The sequence below is a fragment of the Rhodobacter xanthinilyticus genome, assembly GCF_001856665.1.
GTDB classification, from domain to species: domain Bacteria; phylum Pseudomonadota; class Alphaproteobacteria; order Rhodobacterales; family Rhodobacteraceae; genus Rhodobacter; species Rhodobacter xanthinilyticus.
This window is the reverse complement of record NZ_CP017781.1, coordinates 2,284,591-2,302,189: the sequence shown is the minus strand read 5'-3', so window position 1 is coordinate 2,302,189 and position 17,599 is coordinate 2,284,591. Positions and strand designations below refer to the sequence as shown.

The following is a 17,599-nucleotide window of genomic DNA, read 5'->3' as shown; positions in this document are numbered from 1 at the left end:
ACATGGCTTCCCCTTGCGGCGTGGCGCGGCTAGATTGAGCGGATGAACGGGTTTGATGACGCATATGAGGGGGCGCTGAGTCTCTCCGCGCGCGCGATGATGGCGGCGCGGGGCGGCGAGCCCGGCTATCTCGAGGGGCTGAACGCGGCGCAGCGGGAGGCGGTGGAGACGCTGGACGGGCCGGTCTTGATGCTTGCGGGCGCGGGCACCGGCAAGACCAAGGCGCTCACCACGCGGATCGCGCATCTGATCCATACCGGGCGGGCGCGGCCCAATGAGATCCTCGCGGTGACCTTCACCAACAAGGCCGCCCGCGAGATGAAGGAGCGGGTCGGGCGGCTCTTGGGCGGCGCGATCGAGGGGGTGCCGTGGCTCGGCACCTTCCACTCGGTCTGTGTGAAGCTCTTGCGCCGTCATGCCGAGCTCGTGGGGTTGAAGGCGAATTTCACCATTCTCGATACCGATGATCAGGTGCGGCTGCTCAAGCAGTTGATCCTGGCCGCGAACATGGATGAAAAGCGCTGGCCCGCGCGCCAGCTTGCCGGGCTGATCGATGGCTGGAAGAACCGCGCGCTGACGCCGGAGCGGGTGCGCGGCGCGGAGACGGCCGCGTTCAACAACCGCGGCTCGGAGCTCTACGCGGCCTATCAGGAGCGGCTGGTGACGCTCAATGCGGTCGATTTCGGCGACCTGCTCTTGCATATGGTCACGATCTTCCAGACCCATGCCGATGTGCTCGCGCAGTATCAGCGCTGGTTCCGTTATATCCTCGTCGACGAGTATCAAGACACCAATGTCGCGCAATATCTCTGGCTGCGGCTCTTGGCGCAGGGGCATCGCAACATCTGTTGCGTGGGCGATGATGACCAGTCGATCTATGGTTGGCGCGGTGCCGAGGTGGGCAATATCTTGCGGTTCGAGAAGGATTTTCCGGGCGCGGCGGTGATCCGGCTCGAGCAGAATTACCGCTCGACGGAGCATATTCTGGCCGCCGCCTCGCGGTTGATTTCGGGCAATGAGGGGCGGCTTGGCAAGACGCTCTGGACCGAGGCGCGCGGCGGCGAGAAGGTGCGGCTGATCGGCCATTGGGATGGCGAGGAGGAGGCGCGCTGGATCGGCGAGGAGATCGAGGCGCTGGCGGCGGGGCGGCGCGCGCTCGGGCCGGTGCGGCTCTCCGATCAGGCGATCCTGGTGCGCGCGAGCCATCAGATGCGCGCCTTCGAGGACCGGTTCCTGTCGATCGGGCTGCCGTACCGGGTGATCGGGGGGCCGCGGTTCTATGAGCGGCTCGAGATCCGCGACGCGATGGCCTATTTCCGCCTCGCGGTCAGCCCGGAGGATGATCTGGCCTTCGAGCGGGTGATCAACACGCCCAAGCGCGGCCTTGGCGACAAGGCGCAGGCGCGCATCCAGAGCCTTGCGCGCGAGACCGGCGTCGGGCTTTTGGAGGCGGCGCGGCTGATGGTGGCCGAGGGCGAGCTCTCCGGCAAGGCGGGCGGGCAGTTGCGCCAGTTCGTCGAGGCGGTGGACCGCTGGCATGCCGAGATCCGCGCGGCCTCGCCCGCCACCGCGGTGACGGCGGCGGAGGATGATGAGCTCCTGATCGAGCCCGAGGAGGGCGGCATCGCGCCGGCCAACGACCATTCGCATGTGCGCCTCGCCGAGCGGATCCTGGAGGAATCGGGCTATGTCGAGATGTGGCTCAACGACAAGACGCCGGAGGCGCCGGGGCGGCTCGAGAACCTGAAGGAACTCGTCAAGGCCCTGGAACAATTCGATAATCTCCAGGGCTTCCTCGAGCATGTCGCGTTGATCATGGACAATGACCGCGACGAGAGCGGCGACAAGGTCTCGATCATGACGCTGCATGGCGCCAAGGGGCTCGAGTTTCCGGTGGTGTTCTTGCCGGGCTGGGAGGACGGGCTCTTCCCCAGCCAGCGCGCGATGGACGAGACCGGGCAGAAGGGGCTCGAGGAGGAGCGCCGGCTCGGCTATGTCGGCATCACCCGCGCCGAGCGGCTTTGCACGATCTCCTTCGCGGGCAACCGCCGGGTCTATGGCCAGTGGCAAAGCCAGCTGCCCTCGCGGTTCATCGATGAGCTGCCGGCGGCCGATGTCGAGGTGCTGACGCCGCCCGGGCTTTACGGCGGCGGCTTTGGCGCGGCGGGGGCCTATGGCGGCGCGGGGGCGGGGTTTTCGGGCGGCTCGCGGCTCGAGGAGCGGGCCGGGCGGGCCGATGTCTACAATTCGCCGGGCTGGAAACGCTTGCAGGCGCAGGGCGGCCAGAGCGCCGCCCCGGCGCGGCGCGGCGCGCAGGTGTTTGACGCCGATGCCGAGGATTTCGAGATCGGCGAGCGGGTGTTTCACAAGAAATTCGGCTACGGGCGCGTGGTGGCGACCGAGGGCGACAAGCTCGTCGTCGATTTCGAGAAGGCGGGGGAGAAGAAGCTTCTGGCCTCCTTCGTGGTGCCGGCCGCGCAGGCGGGCGAGGTGCCGTTCTGAGGCTCAGCCCTCTTGCGGGGCGGTTTCGGTCTCGACGAGGCGCGCGAAGGCGGGCAGGCCGGGGCCGGGGGCGCGGCGCAGCGTGAATTTCGGCGCGTTGCGCAGCGGCAGGCGGCGGCCGAACATCGCGCGTTTCACCCGGGTTTCGCGCAGGATCGCGGCGCGCATCTCCTCGCCCTGACGGCGGGTGAGGAGCGGGCGCGCGGGCCGGATCTGGCGGCGGGCGAGATCGAGCGGCGGCGCATCGCCGAGCCGCGCGAAGAGCGCCATCGCCTCGGGCCCGGCGAAGAGGCTTTCGACAAAGGCGCCGCCCGCGCGGATCACCTCATGGTGGGCGCACATCAGATGCACATAGGTGACGCGCGCGCGCGGGCGCAGCCGGATCGTCGCGCCGTTGAGAAAGCTCAGCGCCGGGGCGAGGGCCTCGTTATCGCCATAGGGTTCGATCAGCGCGGCGCCGCGCAGGAGCACGCGGTGGTGCTGGCTGAGCTCGATGGGGGTGTCGTTGCCGATCGCGCCGCGCTCGAACCAGACGGGCGCGCCGGCGCGCTGGCCGCGCATCTCGTGGCGCGCGGCCCAGAGCACGGGCTGCGGCCCGCGGTCGAGGGTGTGGACGAGATCGCCCACGCCGATCTCGCCCGCCGGACGGGGGCCGCGCTCGGTCTCGATCGGGGTCTCGGCGGTGAAACAGGGCACCGCATAATTCGTGGCGCTGGCGTCGGTTGTGTAGAAGCCGGGCGGGTTCGAGGGGCCGTAATTGGTCCAATACCAGTTCTCGAGGTCGAATTCCGGCGTCCAGATCACCTGGGTGAGATCGCCCTTGCTGTCGAGCCCCTCGAAGACCACCGCCCAGCCCTGATCGTCGTTGATCGAGATCGGGTCGGTGCGGATCACGGTGGCGTTCTCGATCGTGGTGCCGCCGTTGCCGGTGAAGCTGACGGTATAGGTATCGCCCACGTCGAATGTATAGGGCGAGGGGTCGCCGTCTTGGGAGGAGATGACGAGGTTTTTGGTCGAATTCGGCGGGTAATCGAAGGTCGAGGTGCCCGCGCCCGAGTTCACGTTGCCATCCGTCGCGGCGGCGAATTGGTAATCCAGCGCGTAAATCGTCAGGCTCATGGAGGTCTCTCGGGAGGTTCGCCCGAGAGTGCCGCGGTGAGGTTAAGATCGCGCTAAGATCAGGGCTTCATCGAGCCGGTTTCGACGAAGCGTTGATGCCAGGAGAGCGCCTCGGGCAGGATGTTGGGGGCATGGAGGCCGTAACTGCTGCGGCTCGCGCGGTCGTAGTAATCTTGCAGCATCGGCCGGTAATCGGGGTGGGCGCAGCGCTCGATCACCAGTTTCGCGCGTGCCTTCGGCGAGAGGCCGCGCAGATCGGCGAGCCCCTGTTCGGTGACGATGACATGGACATCTTGCGCGATATGGTCGGTATGGGCCACCATCGGCACGATCGCCGAGATCGCGCCGCCCTTCGCGGTCGAGGGGGTCATGAAGATCGACAGGAAGGCGTTGCGCGCGAAATCGCCCGAGCCGCCGATGCCGTTCTGGATCCGCGAGCCCATCACATGGGTGGAGTTCACATTGCCATAGATATCGGCCTCGATCAGCCCGTTCATCGCGATGCAGCCGAGCCGGCGGATCAGCTCGGGGTGGTTCGAGATCTCCTGCGGGCGCAGCACGAGCTTGCCGCGGAAGCGCTCGGCCTCGGCGTTGATGCGGTGCGCCATCTCCGGGCTGAGCGAGAAGGCGGTGGCCGAGGCCATCAGCAGCTTGCCGGTCTCGAGCATCTCGATCATGCCATCCTGCACCACCTCGGTGAAGGAGGTCATTTGGTCAAACGGCCCGTGCATGAGCCCCGAGAGCACCGCATTGGTGACGTTGCCGACCCCCGATTGCAGCGGCAGAAGGTTGCGCGGCAGCCGCCCGACCTTCACCTCATGTTCAAAGAATTCAAGCAGTTGCCCCGCGATCGCATAGGCCACGGCATCGGGTTTGGCGAAGGGCGCGTTGCGGTCGGGCGAGTCGGTCATCACCACGCCCACGACCTTGGCCGGGTCGATGCGGAAGGTCGGCTCGCCGATGCGCTGATCGGGGCGAATGAGCGGGATCGGCACGCGGTTGGGGGGCAGGGCGGTGCCATAATAGATGTCGTGCATGCCCAGCAGATGTTCGGATTGCCAGGCGTTGACCTCGAGGATCACATTCTCGGCGATGTCGAGCCAGGTCTTGTTGTTGCCGACCGAGCTCGAGGGGATCAGATGGCCGTCGGGGGTGATGCCCGAGACCTCGACCACCGCCCAGTCGAGCTTGCCCAGAAAGCCCTGCCAGGCCATCGGCGCGACCTGGCTCAGGTGCATGTCGAAATATTGCATCGTGCCGGCGTTGATCTTTTGCCGCGCGATCGGGTCGGAATTGTAGGGCAGGCGGAAATCGATGCCGTCGGCTTTCGCCAGCGCCCCGTCGAGCTCGGGGCCGGTCGAGGCGCCCGACCAGATCGAGACCTTGAAGCGGTTGCCCTTGGCGTGTTCGTCCTCGATCCGCGCGGCGAGCGCCTGCGGCACCGCCTTGGGGTAGCCCGAGCCCGTGAAGCCGCTCATCCCGATCGCGGCGCCCGAGGGGATCAGCCGGGCGGCCTCCTCGGCGGTCATGATCTTCGAGCGGAAGGCGTGGTTGAGGATGCGATGGCTGGCGGGCACGGGGAACCTCCTGAAGGCGGGGCGCTCCCGCCGAATGGGGCATACCAATGCATACCGATTATTGAACGCGCAAGGATCTTGCGTGGCGAAAAGGGGGTCTGAAATGCGGGTATGCGCGTGGCGCATGGGTCGCGCCGCGTTTTGCATAGCTCTTCGCGCGCTGCCCGCGTTTTGGGCGGGGCTGCCCGGCGGTTGGGCTCAGAGCCGGCGGAACAGGCCCTCGAGGCGCCGCGCCTCGCCCTCGAGCCCCCAGGGCGGGTTCAGGAAGACCATCCCCGAGCCGATCATCCCGTGGCCCTCGCGCGCGGGCGGGAAGCCGACTTCGGAGATCAGCGCCTCGGGGTGGGCGTCGCGCAGGCTGCGCACCATCTTGCGCTGCGCCGCCGAGGCCGCGACCTCGGAGGCGAGGATCGGATACCAGAGCGCGAGGATGCCGACGTTCCATTTCCGCGCGACCTGGCCGAGCAGTTTCGGGATCGTCTCGTAATCGGCCTTCACCTCCCAGGAGGGGTCGATCAGCATGATCCCGCGGCGCGGCGTCGGCGGCGTCAGCGCCAGCGCCATGGCGAGCCCGTCCTTGTGGTGGAAGATGCCGCCATGGGGCGCCATCGCCTCGCGCAGGGCGGCGAATTCCTGCGGGTGCAGCTCGCACAATTGCAGCGCGTCGATCGGGCGCAAAAGCTCGGCCGCGAGCATCGGCGAGCCCGGATAGGCGCGCGGGCCGTGACGCGCCCGCACCGCCTTGAGCGCGCGCGCATAGGGGTGGGCGGCGCCGAACCAGCCGAGTTTCTCGACCCGCTCGATGCCCTCGGCCGCCTCGCCGGTCTTCACCGCCGCCGCGCTGTCGAGCGCATAGAGCCCGCGGCCCGAATGGGTCTCGAGGTAGCTCAGCGGCTTGTCCTTGCGGGTCAGATAGTCGAGCGCGGTGGCCATCAGCGCATGTTTGTGCACATCGGCCAGATTCCCGGCGTGAAAGCCATGTTGATAGGAGAGCATTGCGACCTCGTTTTTCCTCTCATGCCCCGGCCCGGGCGGGCGTGCAAGCATTGCGGTGCTTTGGGCGCATCAGGGGGGGGCAGAAAACAAAACGGCGGGCCCAGGGAGGAGGAGGGGCCCGCCGTCTCTTGTCCTCGGGCCCGGGAGGAGGAGGGGCCCGCGGTATTCTGGCGCACCCTCAGGGAGGAGGAGGAGGGCTCGCCGCACCCGGGCCCAGGGAGGAGGAGGGGCCCGGTATTTGTGACGGCGCCCTCAGGAAGGAGGAGGAGGGCGCCGCCCTGACGATCGGCCCAGGGAGGAGGAGGGGCCTTTCGTGTCTCGCGGGCGTTCAGCCCGGTATCTCGGCCCGCCGCGGGCGGGAGGGGAAGTGCGGCAGCCCCAGGGAGGAGGAGGGGGCCGCCGCCTTCGTCACAAAGGCCCAGGGAGGAGGAGGGGCCTTCGTCGCGGTCCGGGGCTTGCGCTCCGGTATTTGATGGCGGCACCCTCAGGGAGGAGGAGGAGGGCGCCGCCGATTTCCGAGGCCCAGGGAGGAGGAGGGGCCTCAGGAAGAGAATTACTTGCCGTAGGCCGCCTCTTGGGCGACGCGGGTGATCATCGAACGATGGATGCCCAGATCGGCCAGTTCGCGGGCCGAGAGAGCTTTCAGCTCGCGCAGCGTCTGGCGATACACCTTGCGGCGGGCGAGGGCTTCCGAAAGGCCCGCGAAGAAGCGGGTGAAGCCGGCGTCATTGCCGTGAAGTTCCTGAACCAGAGCCATCGTTACTGCCTTCGTATTTTCGGGGCGGATCGTTTCGCCGTTGGGGTCAATTTGGGGGTTTTGCTGCACCTGCACAATGGTTGGCGGATGCATTTCTGCCATGCAGAAAACGCATGGCCGGATTGGGCCATTTTGGGCCTGTTCCGATTATTTCCGCGGCGTCATTTCCTACCTTTTGTTTACATAAATTGCGCGCCCCCTTGAATCGCGCGGCAAAAACGCCACAGTCGCGCCGAAATCGACAGGAGACAGTCATGAGCCTCAGCAAGGAATCGGTCCTCGAAGCGCTTCGAATCGTGCGGATGCCGGGGGGCGGTGACCCGGTGTCGCGCGATCTGATCCGGGCGCTCGCGGTTGAGTCGGGGGTGGTACGCTTCGTGCTCGAAGGCGCGCCGGAGGCTGAGCTCGCGGCCGCCAAACCCGCGATCGAGGCGGCGGTGCGGGCGCTCGCCGGGGTGGAGAGCCTGACGGTGGTGGTGCCTTCGGGGCCGGCCAAGGGGATGGGCGCGGGGCCGAAGATCGGCCAGCACCCGACGCCGCAGGCGGGTCCGCAGGGGGTGGCGGGGGTGCGGCACATCATCGCGGTGGGCTCGGGCAAGGGCGGCGTCGGCAAATCGACGGTGAGTTCGAACCTCGCGGTGGCGCTGGCGCGGGCGGGCAAGCGGGTGGGCCTGCTCGATGCCGATATCTATGGCCCGTCGCAGCCGCGGATGATGGGGGTGCAGCAGCGCCCCGCCTCGCCCGATGGCAAGACGATCTTGCCGCTGCGCGCGCATGGGGTCACGCTGATGTCGATCGGGCTGATGCTCAAGGAGGATGAGGCGGTGATCTGGCGCGGGCCGATGCTGATGGGGGCGCTCCAGCAGATGCTCGGTCAGGTCGCCTGGGATCATTACGGGCCGCTCGATGTGCTGATCATCGATTTGCCGCCGGGCACCGGGGATATTCAGCTCACGCTGTGCCAGAAGACCAGGCTCGACGGCGCGATCGTGGTGTCGACGCCGCAGGATGTGGCGCTTTTGGATGCGCGCAAGGCGCTCGACATGTTCCGCCGGCTGGAGACGCCGGTGATCGGGCTGATCGAGAACATGTCGAGCTATGTCTGCCCCAATTGCGGGCATGAGGCGCATCTCTTCGGGCATGGGGGTGTGGGCGCGGAGGCGGTGAAGCTCGGGCTGCCTTACCTTGGCGAGTTGCCGCTCGATCTCGAGGTGCGGCTTGCGGGGGATGCGGGAACGCCGGTGGCGGCGGGCGAGGGGCCGGCCGCGGCGGGCTATCGGGCGATTGCCGAGAAGCTGATCGCCGCGGGCGCGGTTTGAGGGCGTTGCGGGGCGCTGCCCCGCACCCCGGGATATTTTTGGCAAGATGAAGGGGGCTGCGGCCCCCTTTTTGCTGCGCGGCGGGATTTCATGGCACCGGCGCCCGGGGGCGGTCTGCGGGTGGGAATTCGTGGGAAATGTCGTCCCGCCGGCCCGGTCACGCCGAATCACCGGGCTGTGAAGGGCTGTGAAACCGGGGATTCCGGGGCGGATTGCGGCGTGATCCGGGCGGGTATGGGAAAAATTCGGGATTTCATGGGCTGTGGATAGTTTCTGCCGCGATGACTAAATCTAGTGATGTTGCTTTTTGTTCTCCCGAGATCTGCGAAGTGTTAACCGGATTTTATCCACAACACCTTGATTTCCCGCCGCTTCCCGGACCAGATCTGGCCTTGGGTGGCGAAAATTCCTGTTGCTTCCCATGAATTCCCGTGGCATCCCTTGTGCATCGAGAGGCGAGGGTAAGGGGCAGCAAGACCCCACGGCGCAAAGACCGGGTTTCATACAGGCACCCGCTTCACGAAAGAGAGATCCGGCGCGCGGGCGAGCAGACATCCCCCCAGGTGGCGCGCGCAGTCCGGACACCCAGCGATGGGACGAGGGCGGCGGATCGGACAGTGGCAGCAGTCCGATCCGCCGTTTTCCATTTCTGGGATCGATGCAACGGGGTGGGACAGGAGAGCGCCAGCTTTGGCACGGCGGTTCAGAGGTTCGGAGACTTTCAAGGTGGACGCGAAGGGTCGCGTTTCCATCCCGGCCTCGTTTCGTCGCGTGATCGAAGCCGGTGACCCGGACTGGGCCCCGGGCGCGCGCCCGCAGATCGTGATCGTCTATGGCGGGGCGGAGCGCAAATATCTCGAAGTTTTCACCATGGAAGCGATCTACGAGATCGATGAGCAGATCGACGCGATGCAGCGCGGCTCGGGTGAGCGGGCCGAGATCGAAGAGCTGATGTATGCGCAATCGCACCAGACCGATATCGACGGCGACGGGCGGCTCGTTCTGCCGCAAAAGCTGCGCGAGAAGATCGCGCTGAAGGGCGAGGCGTTCTTTGCCTCGGCGGGGACCTCGTTCAAGATCTGGGATCCGGAGACCTATGAGGCCGAGCAGGCGGCGATTGCGGCGGCGCGGGCCGAGGCGCGGCCCGAGGGCTATGACCCGCTCGTGCATTTGCCAAAGATCGGAGCGGCGTGATGTCGGATGCGGAGCGCCCTCATATTCCGGTATTGCTGCGGCCGCTTCTCGAAGCGGTCGCGCCTGTCTCGGGGGTCTGGCTCGACGGCACCTTCGGCGCGGGCGGTTATGCGCGCGGGCTTCTGGCGGCGGGGGCGGGGCGGGTGATCGGCGTCGATCGCGATCCGTCGGTCTTTGCGATGGCCGAGGGCTGGCGGGGCGACTATGGCGATCGGCTGGTGCTCGTCGAGGGGACGTTTTCCGAGCTCGACACCTATGCCGCCGAGATCGCGCCGGGCGAGGGCGGGTTTGGCGGGCTCGACGGTGTGGTGCTCGATCTGGGCGTCAGCTCGATGCAGCTCGATCAGGCCGAGCGCGGCTTTTCCTTCATGACCGATGGCCCGCTCGACATGCGGATGTCGCGCAGCGGCCCCTCGGCGGCCGATCTCGTCAATGAACTGAGCGAGGAAGAGCTTGCCGACATCCTCTATCATTACGGCGAGGAGCGCGCCTCGCGCCGGATCGCGCGGGCGATCGCCGAGGCGCGGCGCGCGAGCCCCTTCGAGACCACCCGTCAGCTCGTCGCGGTGATCGAGCGCTGTCTGCCGCGGCCCAAACCCGGCCAGAGCCACCCTGCGACGCGCTCCTTCCAGGCGATCCGCATCGCGGTGAATGACGAATTCGGCCAGCTCATCGAGGGGCTCGAGGCCGCCGAGCGCGCGCTCAAGCCCGGCGGGCGGCTCGCGGTGGTGACCTTCCATTCGCTCGAGGACCGGGTCGTGAAGCGCTTCTTTCAGGCGCGCTCGGGGCGGGCGGCGCATGTCAACCGCTATGCCGCGGCCCCCGCCGAGGAGGCGCCGGCGCCCTTTGATCTCCTCACCCGCAAGTCGATCGGCCCCGACCCCGAGGAGCTGGCCGACAACCCGCGTGCGCGCTCGGCCAAGCTGCGCGTGGCGCGCCGCACCTCTGCCCCCGCCGGCCGCGCCGAGCGCGCGGGGCTTGGCCTGCCGGCCCCTGTTCTGACCCCGTCTCCCCGAGGAAAGTCGCGATGAGAAACCTGCTCTACCTTGCCACGGCATTGTGTGTGATGGGCCTTGCGTTCTGGGCCTATCGGGTGAACTACGATACCCAGGACCGGCAGGGCGAATTGCGCGCCCTGAACCGGGAGATTGCGAGCCTGCATGAGGGGTTGGGCGTGTTGAACGCGGAATGGGCCTATCTGAACCGGCCCGAACGGCTGACGGAGCTTGTGAACCTCAATTTCGAGCGCCTCGCGCTCCTGCCGCTCGCGCCCGAGCAGTTCGGCGCGGTGGGGCAGGTGGCTTACCCTGCACCGCCCGAAGCCGCGCCGCTGGGGGAGGGCGGCCTTGTGGACCCTATTGATGTGATCGCGCGCAACGGCGCCTCCGACGGGGGGCCGCTATGATCCGCACGCCGCTGCGCCCGCTCGCGCGCATCTTGCAAGCCCGCGCCAAGGGCGAGAACCCCGACGCGATCGAGCGCGAGAATATCCGCCTGCGCGGCGAGGAGACGCGCGACCGCGCGCGGCTGCGCGCCGAGGGGCGGCTTTTGATGATGGGGCTGATGTTTCTGGGCGCTTTCGTGGCGGTGGGGCTGCGGATGGGCTCGCTCGCCGCGACGCCGCCGCAGGAGCCGCAGCTCTCGGGCGGGGCCGAGGCGATCGTGGCGCAGCGCGCCGATATCACCGACCGCGCGGGGCGGGTGCTGGCCACCAATCTCGTGACGCATGCGCTCTACGCCCAGCCGCCGATGCTCGTCGACCCTGAGCGCACCGCCGACAAGCTGGTCAAGATCTTCCCCGATCTCGAGCGCGACCGGCTGGTGAAGGATTTCACCGGCACGCGCAAATTCGTCTGGATCAAGAAGAAGATCAGCCCCGAGCAGATGCAGGCGGTGCATGATATCGGCGACCCGGGGCTTCTCTTCGGCCCGCGCGAGATGCGGCTTTACCCGAACGGCCGGCTGGCCGCGCATATCCTTGGCGGCGCGCGTTTTGGCGCCGAGGGCGTCAGCTCGGCCGAGATCCTCGGCGTTGCGGGCGTCGAGAAGGCCTTTGACGGCTGGCTGCGCGACCCGGCCAACCACGGCGCGCCGCTCGCGCTCTCGCTCGATCTCACCATCCAGTCCGCGGTCGAGGAGATCCTCGATGGCGGCATGAAGCTGATGAATGCCAAGGGCGCGGCGGCGATCTTGATGGATGTGCGCTCGGGCGAGATCCTCGCGATGGCGAGCCTGCCCGATTTCGACCCCAACGACCGGCCCGCGCCGCTCGCCAAGGGCGATGCCTCCGACAGCCCGCTGTTCAACCGCGCGGTGCAGGGCGTCTATGAGCTCGGCTCGACCTTCAAGATCTTTGCCGTGGCGCAGGCGATGCAGCTTGGCCTCGTCAACCCCGCGACCATGGTGCCGACGAAGAGCCCGATGGTCTGGGGCCGCTTCCGCATCCGCGATTTCCACAATTACGGCGCGGAAAACTCGGTCACCGATATCATCGTGAAATCCTCCAACGTCGGCACGGCGCGGATCGTGCAGATGATCGGCGCCGACCGGCAGCGCGATTTCCTGCGCAAGATGGGCTTTCTGGAGCCCACCTCGGTCGAGCTCGTCGAGGCGCCGACGGGGCGCCCGATCGTGCCCGCGAAATGGTCGGAAATCTCGTCGATGACGATCGGCTACGGCCACGGCCTCTCGGCCTCGCCGCTGCATCTGGCGGCCGCTTATGCGACGATTGCGAACGGCGGGCGGCGGGTCATGCCGACGCTCGTTCATGGCAAGACCGCCGCCCCGGGCGAGCAGGTGATGGACCCGATCGTGGCGCGGCGCGCGCTGGCGATGATGCGCGCGGTGGTGGCGCGCGGCACCGCCTCCTTTGGCGAGGTCGCGGGCTATCAGGTCGCCGGCAAGACCGGCTCCGCCGACAAGGCCAAGCCCAGCGGCGGCTATTATGATGACAAGGTGATCGCGACCTTCGCCTCGGTCTTCCCGGTGACGGACCCGAAATATGTGCTGGTGCTGACGCTTGATGAGCCCTCCGAGAACTCCGGCTCCGAGCCGCGGCGCACGGCGGGCTGGACGGCGGTGCCGGTGGCGGCCGAGGTGATCCGGCGCGTCGCGCCGCTTCTGGGGCTGCGCCCCGAGGCCGGCCCCGACGAGATGGAAGGCATCCAGCTCGTCAAGAAGGACGGCTGAGCGGGCGAGCGCGAGAGGGCGACGGGCGGCGGGTCTTCGCCGCCCTTTCAGTTTCTGGCCCGGGCCGCGGCGGGGCGCGTTGACCTCGGGCCGCGGGCCGAGATAAATGGCGAAGACGAAACGGGGGCACAAGATATGGATATCGATCCCAAGCCGCTGAGCGCACTCGGGCTGACGGTGCCGAACGGGCCGGATGTGGTGATCTCGGGGATTTCGGTGGACAGCCGGCGGGTTCAGCCGCGCCATCTCTTCGCGGCGCTGCCCGGGGTTGCGGCTCATGGCGCGGCCTTCGTGGCGGCGGCGGTGGAGCGTGGCGCGGTGGCGGTTCTGACCGACCGGGCGGGGGGCGAGATCTTGCGCGCCGAGCTTGCGGGCGGGCCGGTCGCGCTGATCGTGGTCGAGGATCCGCGCCAGGCGCTGGCCTTCGCGGCGGCGCTTTTCTATGGCGCCCAGCCCGCCACGATGATCGCGGTGACCGGCACCAACGGCAAGACTTCGGTCGCGAGTTTCACCCGCCAGATCTGGCAGCTCATGGGCCTCGAGGCCGCCAATATCGGCACCACCGGCGTCGAGGGGGCCTTCACCGCGCCCTCCGCCCATACCACGCCCGAACCCGTCACCCTGCACCGGCTGCTGGCCGAGATGGCGGCGGCGGGCGTCACCCATGCGGCGATGGAGGCAAGCTCGCACGGGCTGGCGCAGCGCCGCCTCGACGGGGTGCGCCTCGCGGCCGCGGCCTTCACCAATTTCACCCAGGATCACCTCGATTATCACGCGACCTTCGAGGAGTATTTCGCCGCGAAGGCGGGGCTTTTCACCCGGGTTCTGCCCGAGGAGGGCGTTGCGGTGCTCAACACCGACGACCCGAAGGGCGAGGTTCTGGCGGCCTATGCCACCGCGCGCGGGCAGCGGGTGATCCGCGTCGGCCATGCCGAGGGCTGCGAGATGCGGCTGATGGGCCAGCGTTATGATGCGACCGGCCAGGATCTGCGCTTTGCCTGGGGCGGCGCGGCGCATCTGGTGCGGCTGCCGCTGATCGGCGGGTTCCAGGCGATGAACGTGCTGACCGCGGCGGCGCTGGTGATTGCCTGTGGCGCCGATCCGGCCGAGGTTTTTGCCACTTTGCCGCGGCTTTCGACCGTGCGCGGGCGGATGCAGCTCGCCGCCACGCGCGAAAACGGCGCGACGGTCTTTGTCGATTACGCCCATACCCCCGATGCGGTCGAGACCGCGATCCGCGCGCTGCGCCCGCATGTGATGGGCCATCTCGTCGCGATCGTGGGGGCGGGGGGCGACCGCGACCGCACCAAGCGGCCTCTGATGGGGCGCGCGGCCGCCGAGACCGCCGACCGGGTGATCGTCACCGACGACAACCCCCGCACCGAGGATCCGGCCACGATCCGCGCGGCGGTGATGGCGGGGGCGGGGCCGGAGGCGACCGAGGTCGGCGACCGCGCCGAGGCGATCTTGCGCGGCGTCGACATGCTCGGGCCGGGCGATGCGCTTCTGATCTGCGGCAAGGGCCACGAGAGCGGGCAGGTGATCGGCACCGACATCTATCCCTTTGATGACGTTGAACAAGCGAGCGTCGCGGTGGCCGCGCTCGACGGGAAGATCTGATGGCTGTGCTTTGGACCTCGGCGGAGGCGGTGGCGGCGACCGGCGGCCGCGCGACCCGCGATTTCGCCGCGATGGGGATCTCGATCGACACCCGCAGCCTGCGGCCGGGCGATCTTTTCGTGGCGCTCAAGGATGTGCGCGATGGCCATGATTTCGTGGCGCAGGCGCTTGCGGCCGGGGCGGCGGCGGCGCTGGTCAGCCGGCTGCCCGAGGGCTGTTCCGAGGCCGATCCGCTCCTCATCGTGGAGGATGTTCTGCCCGCGCTCGAGGCGCTCGGGCGGGCGGGGCGGGCGCGCACGCGCGCGCGGGTGATCGCGGTCACCGGCTCGGTCGGCAAGACCTCGACCAAGGAGATGCTGCGCGCGGTTCTGGCCGCGCAGGGGCGCGTGCACGCGGCCGAGGCGAGTTTCAACAACCATTGGGGCGTGCCGATCACGCTCGCGCGGATGCCGGCGGAGGCCGATTTCGCGGTGATCGAGATCGGCATGAACCACCCCGGCGAGATCGCGCCGCTCGCGCGTCTGGCGCGGCCCCATGCGGCGATGATCACCACCGTGGCGGCGGCCCATCTCGAGGCTTTCGCCGAGGCCGAGGGCGGTGGCCTTGCGGGGATCGCGCGCGAGAAGGCCGCGATTTTCGAGGGGCTGGAGCCCGGGGGCGTCGCGGTCGTGCCGACCGGGCTCGAGGTCAGCGCGATCCTCGAGGCGGCGGCGGCGGCGCGGGCTGATCGGGTGATCCGCTTTGGCCCGGCGGAGGGCTCGGACTATCGTCTCGTCTCGGCCACGATCGCGGGCGATGCGACGATCGTGCGCGCCGATCACGCCGGCCAGGAGCTTCTCTTCAAGGTGCTCAGCCCCGGAAAACACTTTGCTAACAACGCTTTGGGGGTTCTGGCTCTCGCTGAGGCGGTGGGCGCGGATGTGGCCGTCGCGGCCTGTGATCTCGGCCTTTGGGAGCCGCCCGCGGGGCGCGGCGCGCGCGAGCGGGTCTGGCTCGACATCGTCGACGAGAGCCAGAGTTTCGACCTCTTCGATGATGCGTTCAACGCCAACCCGGCCTCGATGACGGCGGGGCTCGAGGTTCTGGCGGGGGCGGCGCCGCGCGACGGGGTGGGGCGGGTCAAACAGGGGCGCCGGGTGGCGATCCTGGGCGATATGCTCGAGCTTGGCCCCGATGAGGCGGCGCTTCATGCCGCGATCGCGGACGACCCGTCGATGGCGGCGATCGACACGGTGCACCTCGCCGGGCCGCGGATGCGCGCGCTTTACGAGGCGCTGCCGCGCGCCAAGCGGGGCGAATGGTTCGCGACGGCCAAGGAGCTCGCCGAGCGCGCGCGCCATCTCGTCGATGCGGGCGATGTCGTGCTCGTGAAGGGCTCGAAAGGCTCGAAGGTCAGCCTTGTGGTTGACGCGCTGAAAAAACTCGGTCAACCCGGCGCCGCCGAAAGTTTCAAGGGATAACGCCATGCTCTACTGGCTCGCGCATCTGTCGGACGGGGGGGATCTGTTCAACCTCTTCCGCTACATCACCTTCCGGGCGGGGGCGGCGTTCTTCACGGCGCTGATCTTCGGGTTCCTGTTCGGGCGCCCCCTGATCGACATCCTGCGCCGCAAGCAGGGCAAGGGCCAGCCGATCCGCACCGACGGGCCGCAGAGCCATTTCGCCAAGGCCGGCACGCCGACGATGGGGGGGCTCTTGATCCTCTCGGCGATGCTCGTCTCGACGCTTTTGTGGGCGCGGCTCGACAATGGCTATATCTGGATCGTGCTGGGCGTGACCTATGGCTATGCGCTGATCGGCTTTGCCGATGATTACGCGAAGGTCACCAAGCAGAACGTCAAGGGCGTGAGCTCGCGCACGCGGATGGTGCTCGGGCTGTTGCTCGCGGGGCTGGCGGCGGTGGCAGCGGCCTGGCTGCACCCGGCGGATCTCTCCAACCGGCTCGCGCTGCCGATCTTCAAGGATGTGCTGATCAATCTGAGCTGGTTCTATGTGCCCTTCGCGATGGTGGTGATCGTCGGCGCGGCCAATGCGGTGAACCTCACCGACGGGCTCGACGGGCTCGCGATCATGCCCGCGATGATCGCCGCGGGCACGCTTGGCGCGATCGCCTATGTCGTCGGGCGCGCCGATTTCACCACCTATCTGGGCGTCCATTTCGTGCCCGGCACCGGCGAGATCTTCGTCTTCACCGCGGCGCTGATCGGCGGGGGCTTGGGCTTTTTGTGGTATAACGCGCCGCCCGCGGCGGTGTTCATGGGCGATACCGGCTCGCTCGCGCTCGGCGGCGCGCTCGGCGCGATCGCGGTCTGCACCAAACATGAGCTCGTGCTTGCCATCGTTGGCGGGCTCTTCGTGGTCGAGGCGCTCTCGGTGATCATCCAGGTCGCCTATTTCAAGCGCACCGGCAAGCGGGTGTTCCTGATGGCGCCGATCCACCACCATTTCGAGAAGAAGGGCTGGGCCGAGCCGCAGATCGTGATCCGCTTCTGGATCATCTCGCTGATCCTCGCGCTGATCGGGCTGGCCACGCTGAAGCTGCGCTGAGGCGGGGGAGGCGGGGCCGATGCTGCTCGCCCTCGTTCCGCTCGTCTTCGGCGTGATGGTGCTGCTGACCGCGCGCCGGATGGGCGGCGCGCGCCGCACCGAGGCCGCGCGCCGCGCAGGCCGGGGCGCGCATGCCGAGGCGCTGCGCGCGGGCGATTTCGCCGCCGCCGCCGCCCTCGCCGAGACCCATTACGGCCCGCAAAGCGCCGAGCTCGCCACAGCCCTCCTCGCGCTCTCCGAAACCGCCCCGCCCGAAGAGGCGCTCCCCGCGCTGCGCCGCGCGCTTGCCATCCTGAGCGCCCGCCAGGCGCCCCCCGAAACCCGCGCCGCCCCGCTCGCGCGCCTCGCAGCCCTCAGCCCCGATGCGGACGAGGCCTATGCCGCAATCACCCAATCGCTCGCCCAGACCCGCCGCGCCTTTGGCAAATCCGCCCCCGAATTCGCCGCCCGGACCGCCCAGGCCGCCCGCCTCTTCGCCGCCCAGGGCCGCGCCCCCGAGGCCGAGGCCCAGTTCCGCGCCGCCCTCGCCCTCGCCACCGGCCCCGAGGCCGTAACACTCCGCGCCGATTTCGCCACCTTCCTCGCCGCCCGGGGCCGCACCCGCGAGGCCGAAGTGCTGCGCGCTGCCCCCTGACCCTTCATCTTGCCAAAAATATCCCGGGGTGCGGGGCAGAGCCCCGCTCCGCCCTCGCCACCTGCTCCCCCCACAGGCCCCCTTTCCCTTTCCCCCCGCCTCACTTATCCCAAGAGCGCAAGGGGCCGCCCCCGCCAGCTACGGA

At 68.5% G+C, this 17,599-nt stretch carries 14 protein-coding genes; 10 read left to right on the top strand and 4 right to left on the bottom strand.

The genetic code is table 11. The features are described 5' to 3' along the window. The first annotated feature begins 42 nt into the window (after positions 1-42). On the top strand, positions 43-2,502 hold the full coding sequence (locus LPB142_RS11195) for an ATP-dependent helicase (RefSeq protein WP_071166424.1): 2,460 nt from the start codon (positions 43-45) through the stop codon (positions 2,500-2,502). 3 nt (positions 2,503-2,505) lie between these two features. Here LPB142_RS11195 and LPB142_RS11190 read toward each other — a convergent pair whose 3' ends face one another. From LPB142_RS11190 to LPB142_RS11175, 4 genes are all read right to left on the bottom strand, one after another. Further along, entirely contained in the window at positions 2,506-3,621 is a 1,116-nt protein-coding gene (locus tag LPB142_RS11190) for a Hint domain-containing protein (protein ID WP_071166423.1), read from the bottom strand. A 59-nt stretch (positions 3,622-3,680) separates the two neighbouring features. Further along, positions 3,681-5,198: an acetyl-CoA hydrolase/transferase family protein gene (locus LPB142_RS11185; RefSeq protein WP_232230886.1), complete on the bottom strand. Its 1,518-nt coding sequence runs from the start codon at positions 5,196-5,198 to the stop codon at positions 3,681-3,683. 198 nt (positions 5,199-5,396) lie between these two features. Next, the gene (locus LPB142_RS11180) at positions 5,397-6,194 is read right to left on the bottom strand and encodes a 23S rRNA (adenine(2030)-N(6))-methyltransferase RlmJ (RefSeq protein ID WP_068766754.1); all 798 of its coding nucleotides are present in this window, start codon (positions 6,192-6,194) and stop codon (positions 5,397-5,399) included. A gap of 553 nt (positions 6,195-6,747) precedes the next feature. Next, complete coding sequence (locus LPB142_RS11175) at positions 6,748-7,053, bottom strand: DUF1127 domain-containing protein (protein ID WP_394328596.1); 306 nt, start codon at positions 7,051-7,053, stop codon at positions 6,748-6,750. Positions 7,054-7,205: 152 nt separating this feature from the next. On the opposite strand from LPB142_RS11175, the gene LPB142_RS11170 reads away from it, so the two are divergent. The 9 genes from LPB142_RS11170 to LPB142_RS11130 all read left to right on the top strand — a co-directional run bounded on the left by LPB142_RS11170 (position 7,206) and on the right by LPB142_RS11130 (position 17,454). Next, the gene (locus LPB142_RS11170; RefSeq protein ID WP_068766598.1) at positions 7,206-8,270 is read left to right on the top strand and encodes an Mrp/NBP35 family ATP-binding protein; all 1,065 of its coding nucleotides are present in this window, start codon (positions 7,206-7,208) and stop codon (positions 8,268-8,270) included. Between the two features lie 690 nt (positions 8,271-8,960). After that, positions 8,961-9,464, top strand: coding sequence for a division/cell wall cluster transcriptional repressor MraZ (gene mraZ / locus LPB142_RS11165; protein WP_198037826.1), 504 nt, complete (start codon positions 8,961-8,963; stop codon positions 9,462-9,464). Continuing rightward, on the top strand, positions 9,464-10,495 hold the full coding sequence (rsmH, locus tag LPB142_RS11160) for a 16S rRNA (cytosine(1402)-N(4))-methyltransferase RsmH (RefSeq protein WP_071166421.1): 1,032 nt from the start codon (positions 9,464-9,466) through the stop codon (positions 10,493-10,495). The genes mraZ and rsmH overlap by 1 nt, the downstream gene beginning before the upstream one ends. After that, complete coding sequence (gene ftsL, locus LPB142_RS11155; RefSeq protein ID WP_068766601.1) at positions 10,492-10,869, top strand: cell division protein FtsL; 378 nt, start codon at positions 10,492-10,494, stop codon at positions 10,867-10,869. The genes rsmH and ftsL overlap by 4 nt, the downstream gene beginning before the upstream one ends. Beyond that, positions 10,866-12,653 carry a peptidoglycan D,D-transpeptidase FtsI family protein gene (locus LPB142_RS11150; RefSeq protein ID WP_071166420.1) on the top strand — a complete coding sequence of 596 codons (1,788 nt, stop codon included), beginning with the start codon at positions 10,866-10,868 and terminating at the stop codon, positions 12,651-12,653. The genes ftsL and LPB142_RS11150 overlap by 4 nt, the downstream gene beginning before the upstream one ends. Before the next feature lie 135 nt (positions 12,654-12,788). Further along, entirely contained in the window at positions 12,789-14,273 is a 1,485-nt protein-coding gene (locus tag LPB142_RS11145; protein ID WP_068766603.1) for a UDP-N-acetylmuramoyl-L-alanyl-D-glutamate--2,6-diaminopimelate ligase, read from the top strand. After that, a complete protein-coding gene (locus LPB142_RS11140; protein WP_071166419.1) occupies positions 14,273-15,733 on the top strand; it encodes a UDP-N-acetylmuramoyl-tripeptide--D-alanyl-D-alanine ligase in 1,461 nt (486 codons plus the stop codon). Before LPB142_RS11145 ends, LPB142_RS11140 begins: the two co-directional genes overlap by 1 nt. A gap of 4 nt (positions 15,734-15,737) precedes the next feature. Continuing rightward, positions 15,738-16,820, top strand: coding sequence for a phospho-N-acetylmuramoyl-pentapeptide-transferase (gene mraY, locus LPB142_RS11135; protein WP_068766605.1), 1,083 nt, complete (start codon positions 15,738-15,740; stop codon positions 16,818-16,820). A gap of 19 nt (positions 16,821-16,839) precedes the next feature. Then, positions 16,840-17,454, top strand: a complete 615-nt coding sequence (locus LPB142_RS11130; RefSeq protein WP_068766606.1) for a hypothetical protein — start codon at positions 16,840-16,842, stop codon at positions 17,452-17,454. Positions 17,455-17,599: the final 145 nt, after the last annotated feature.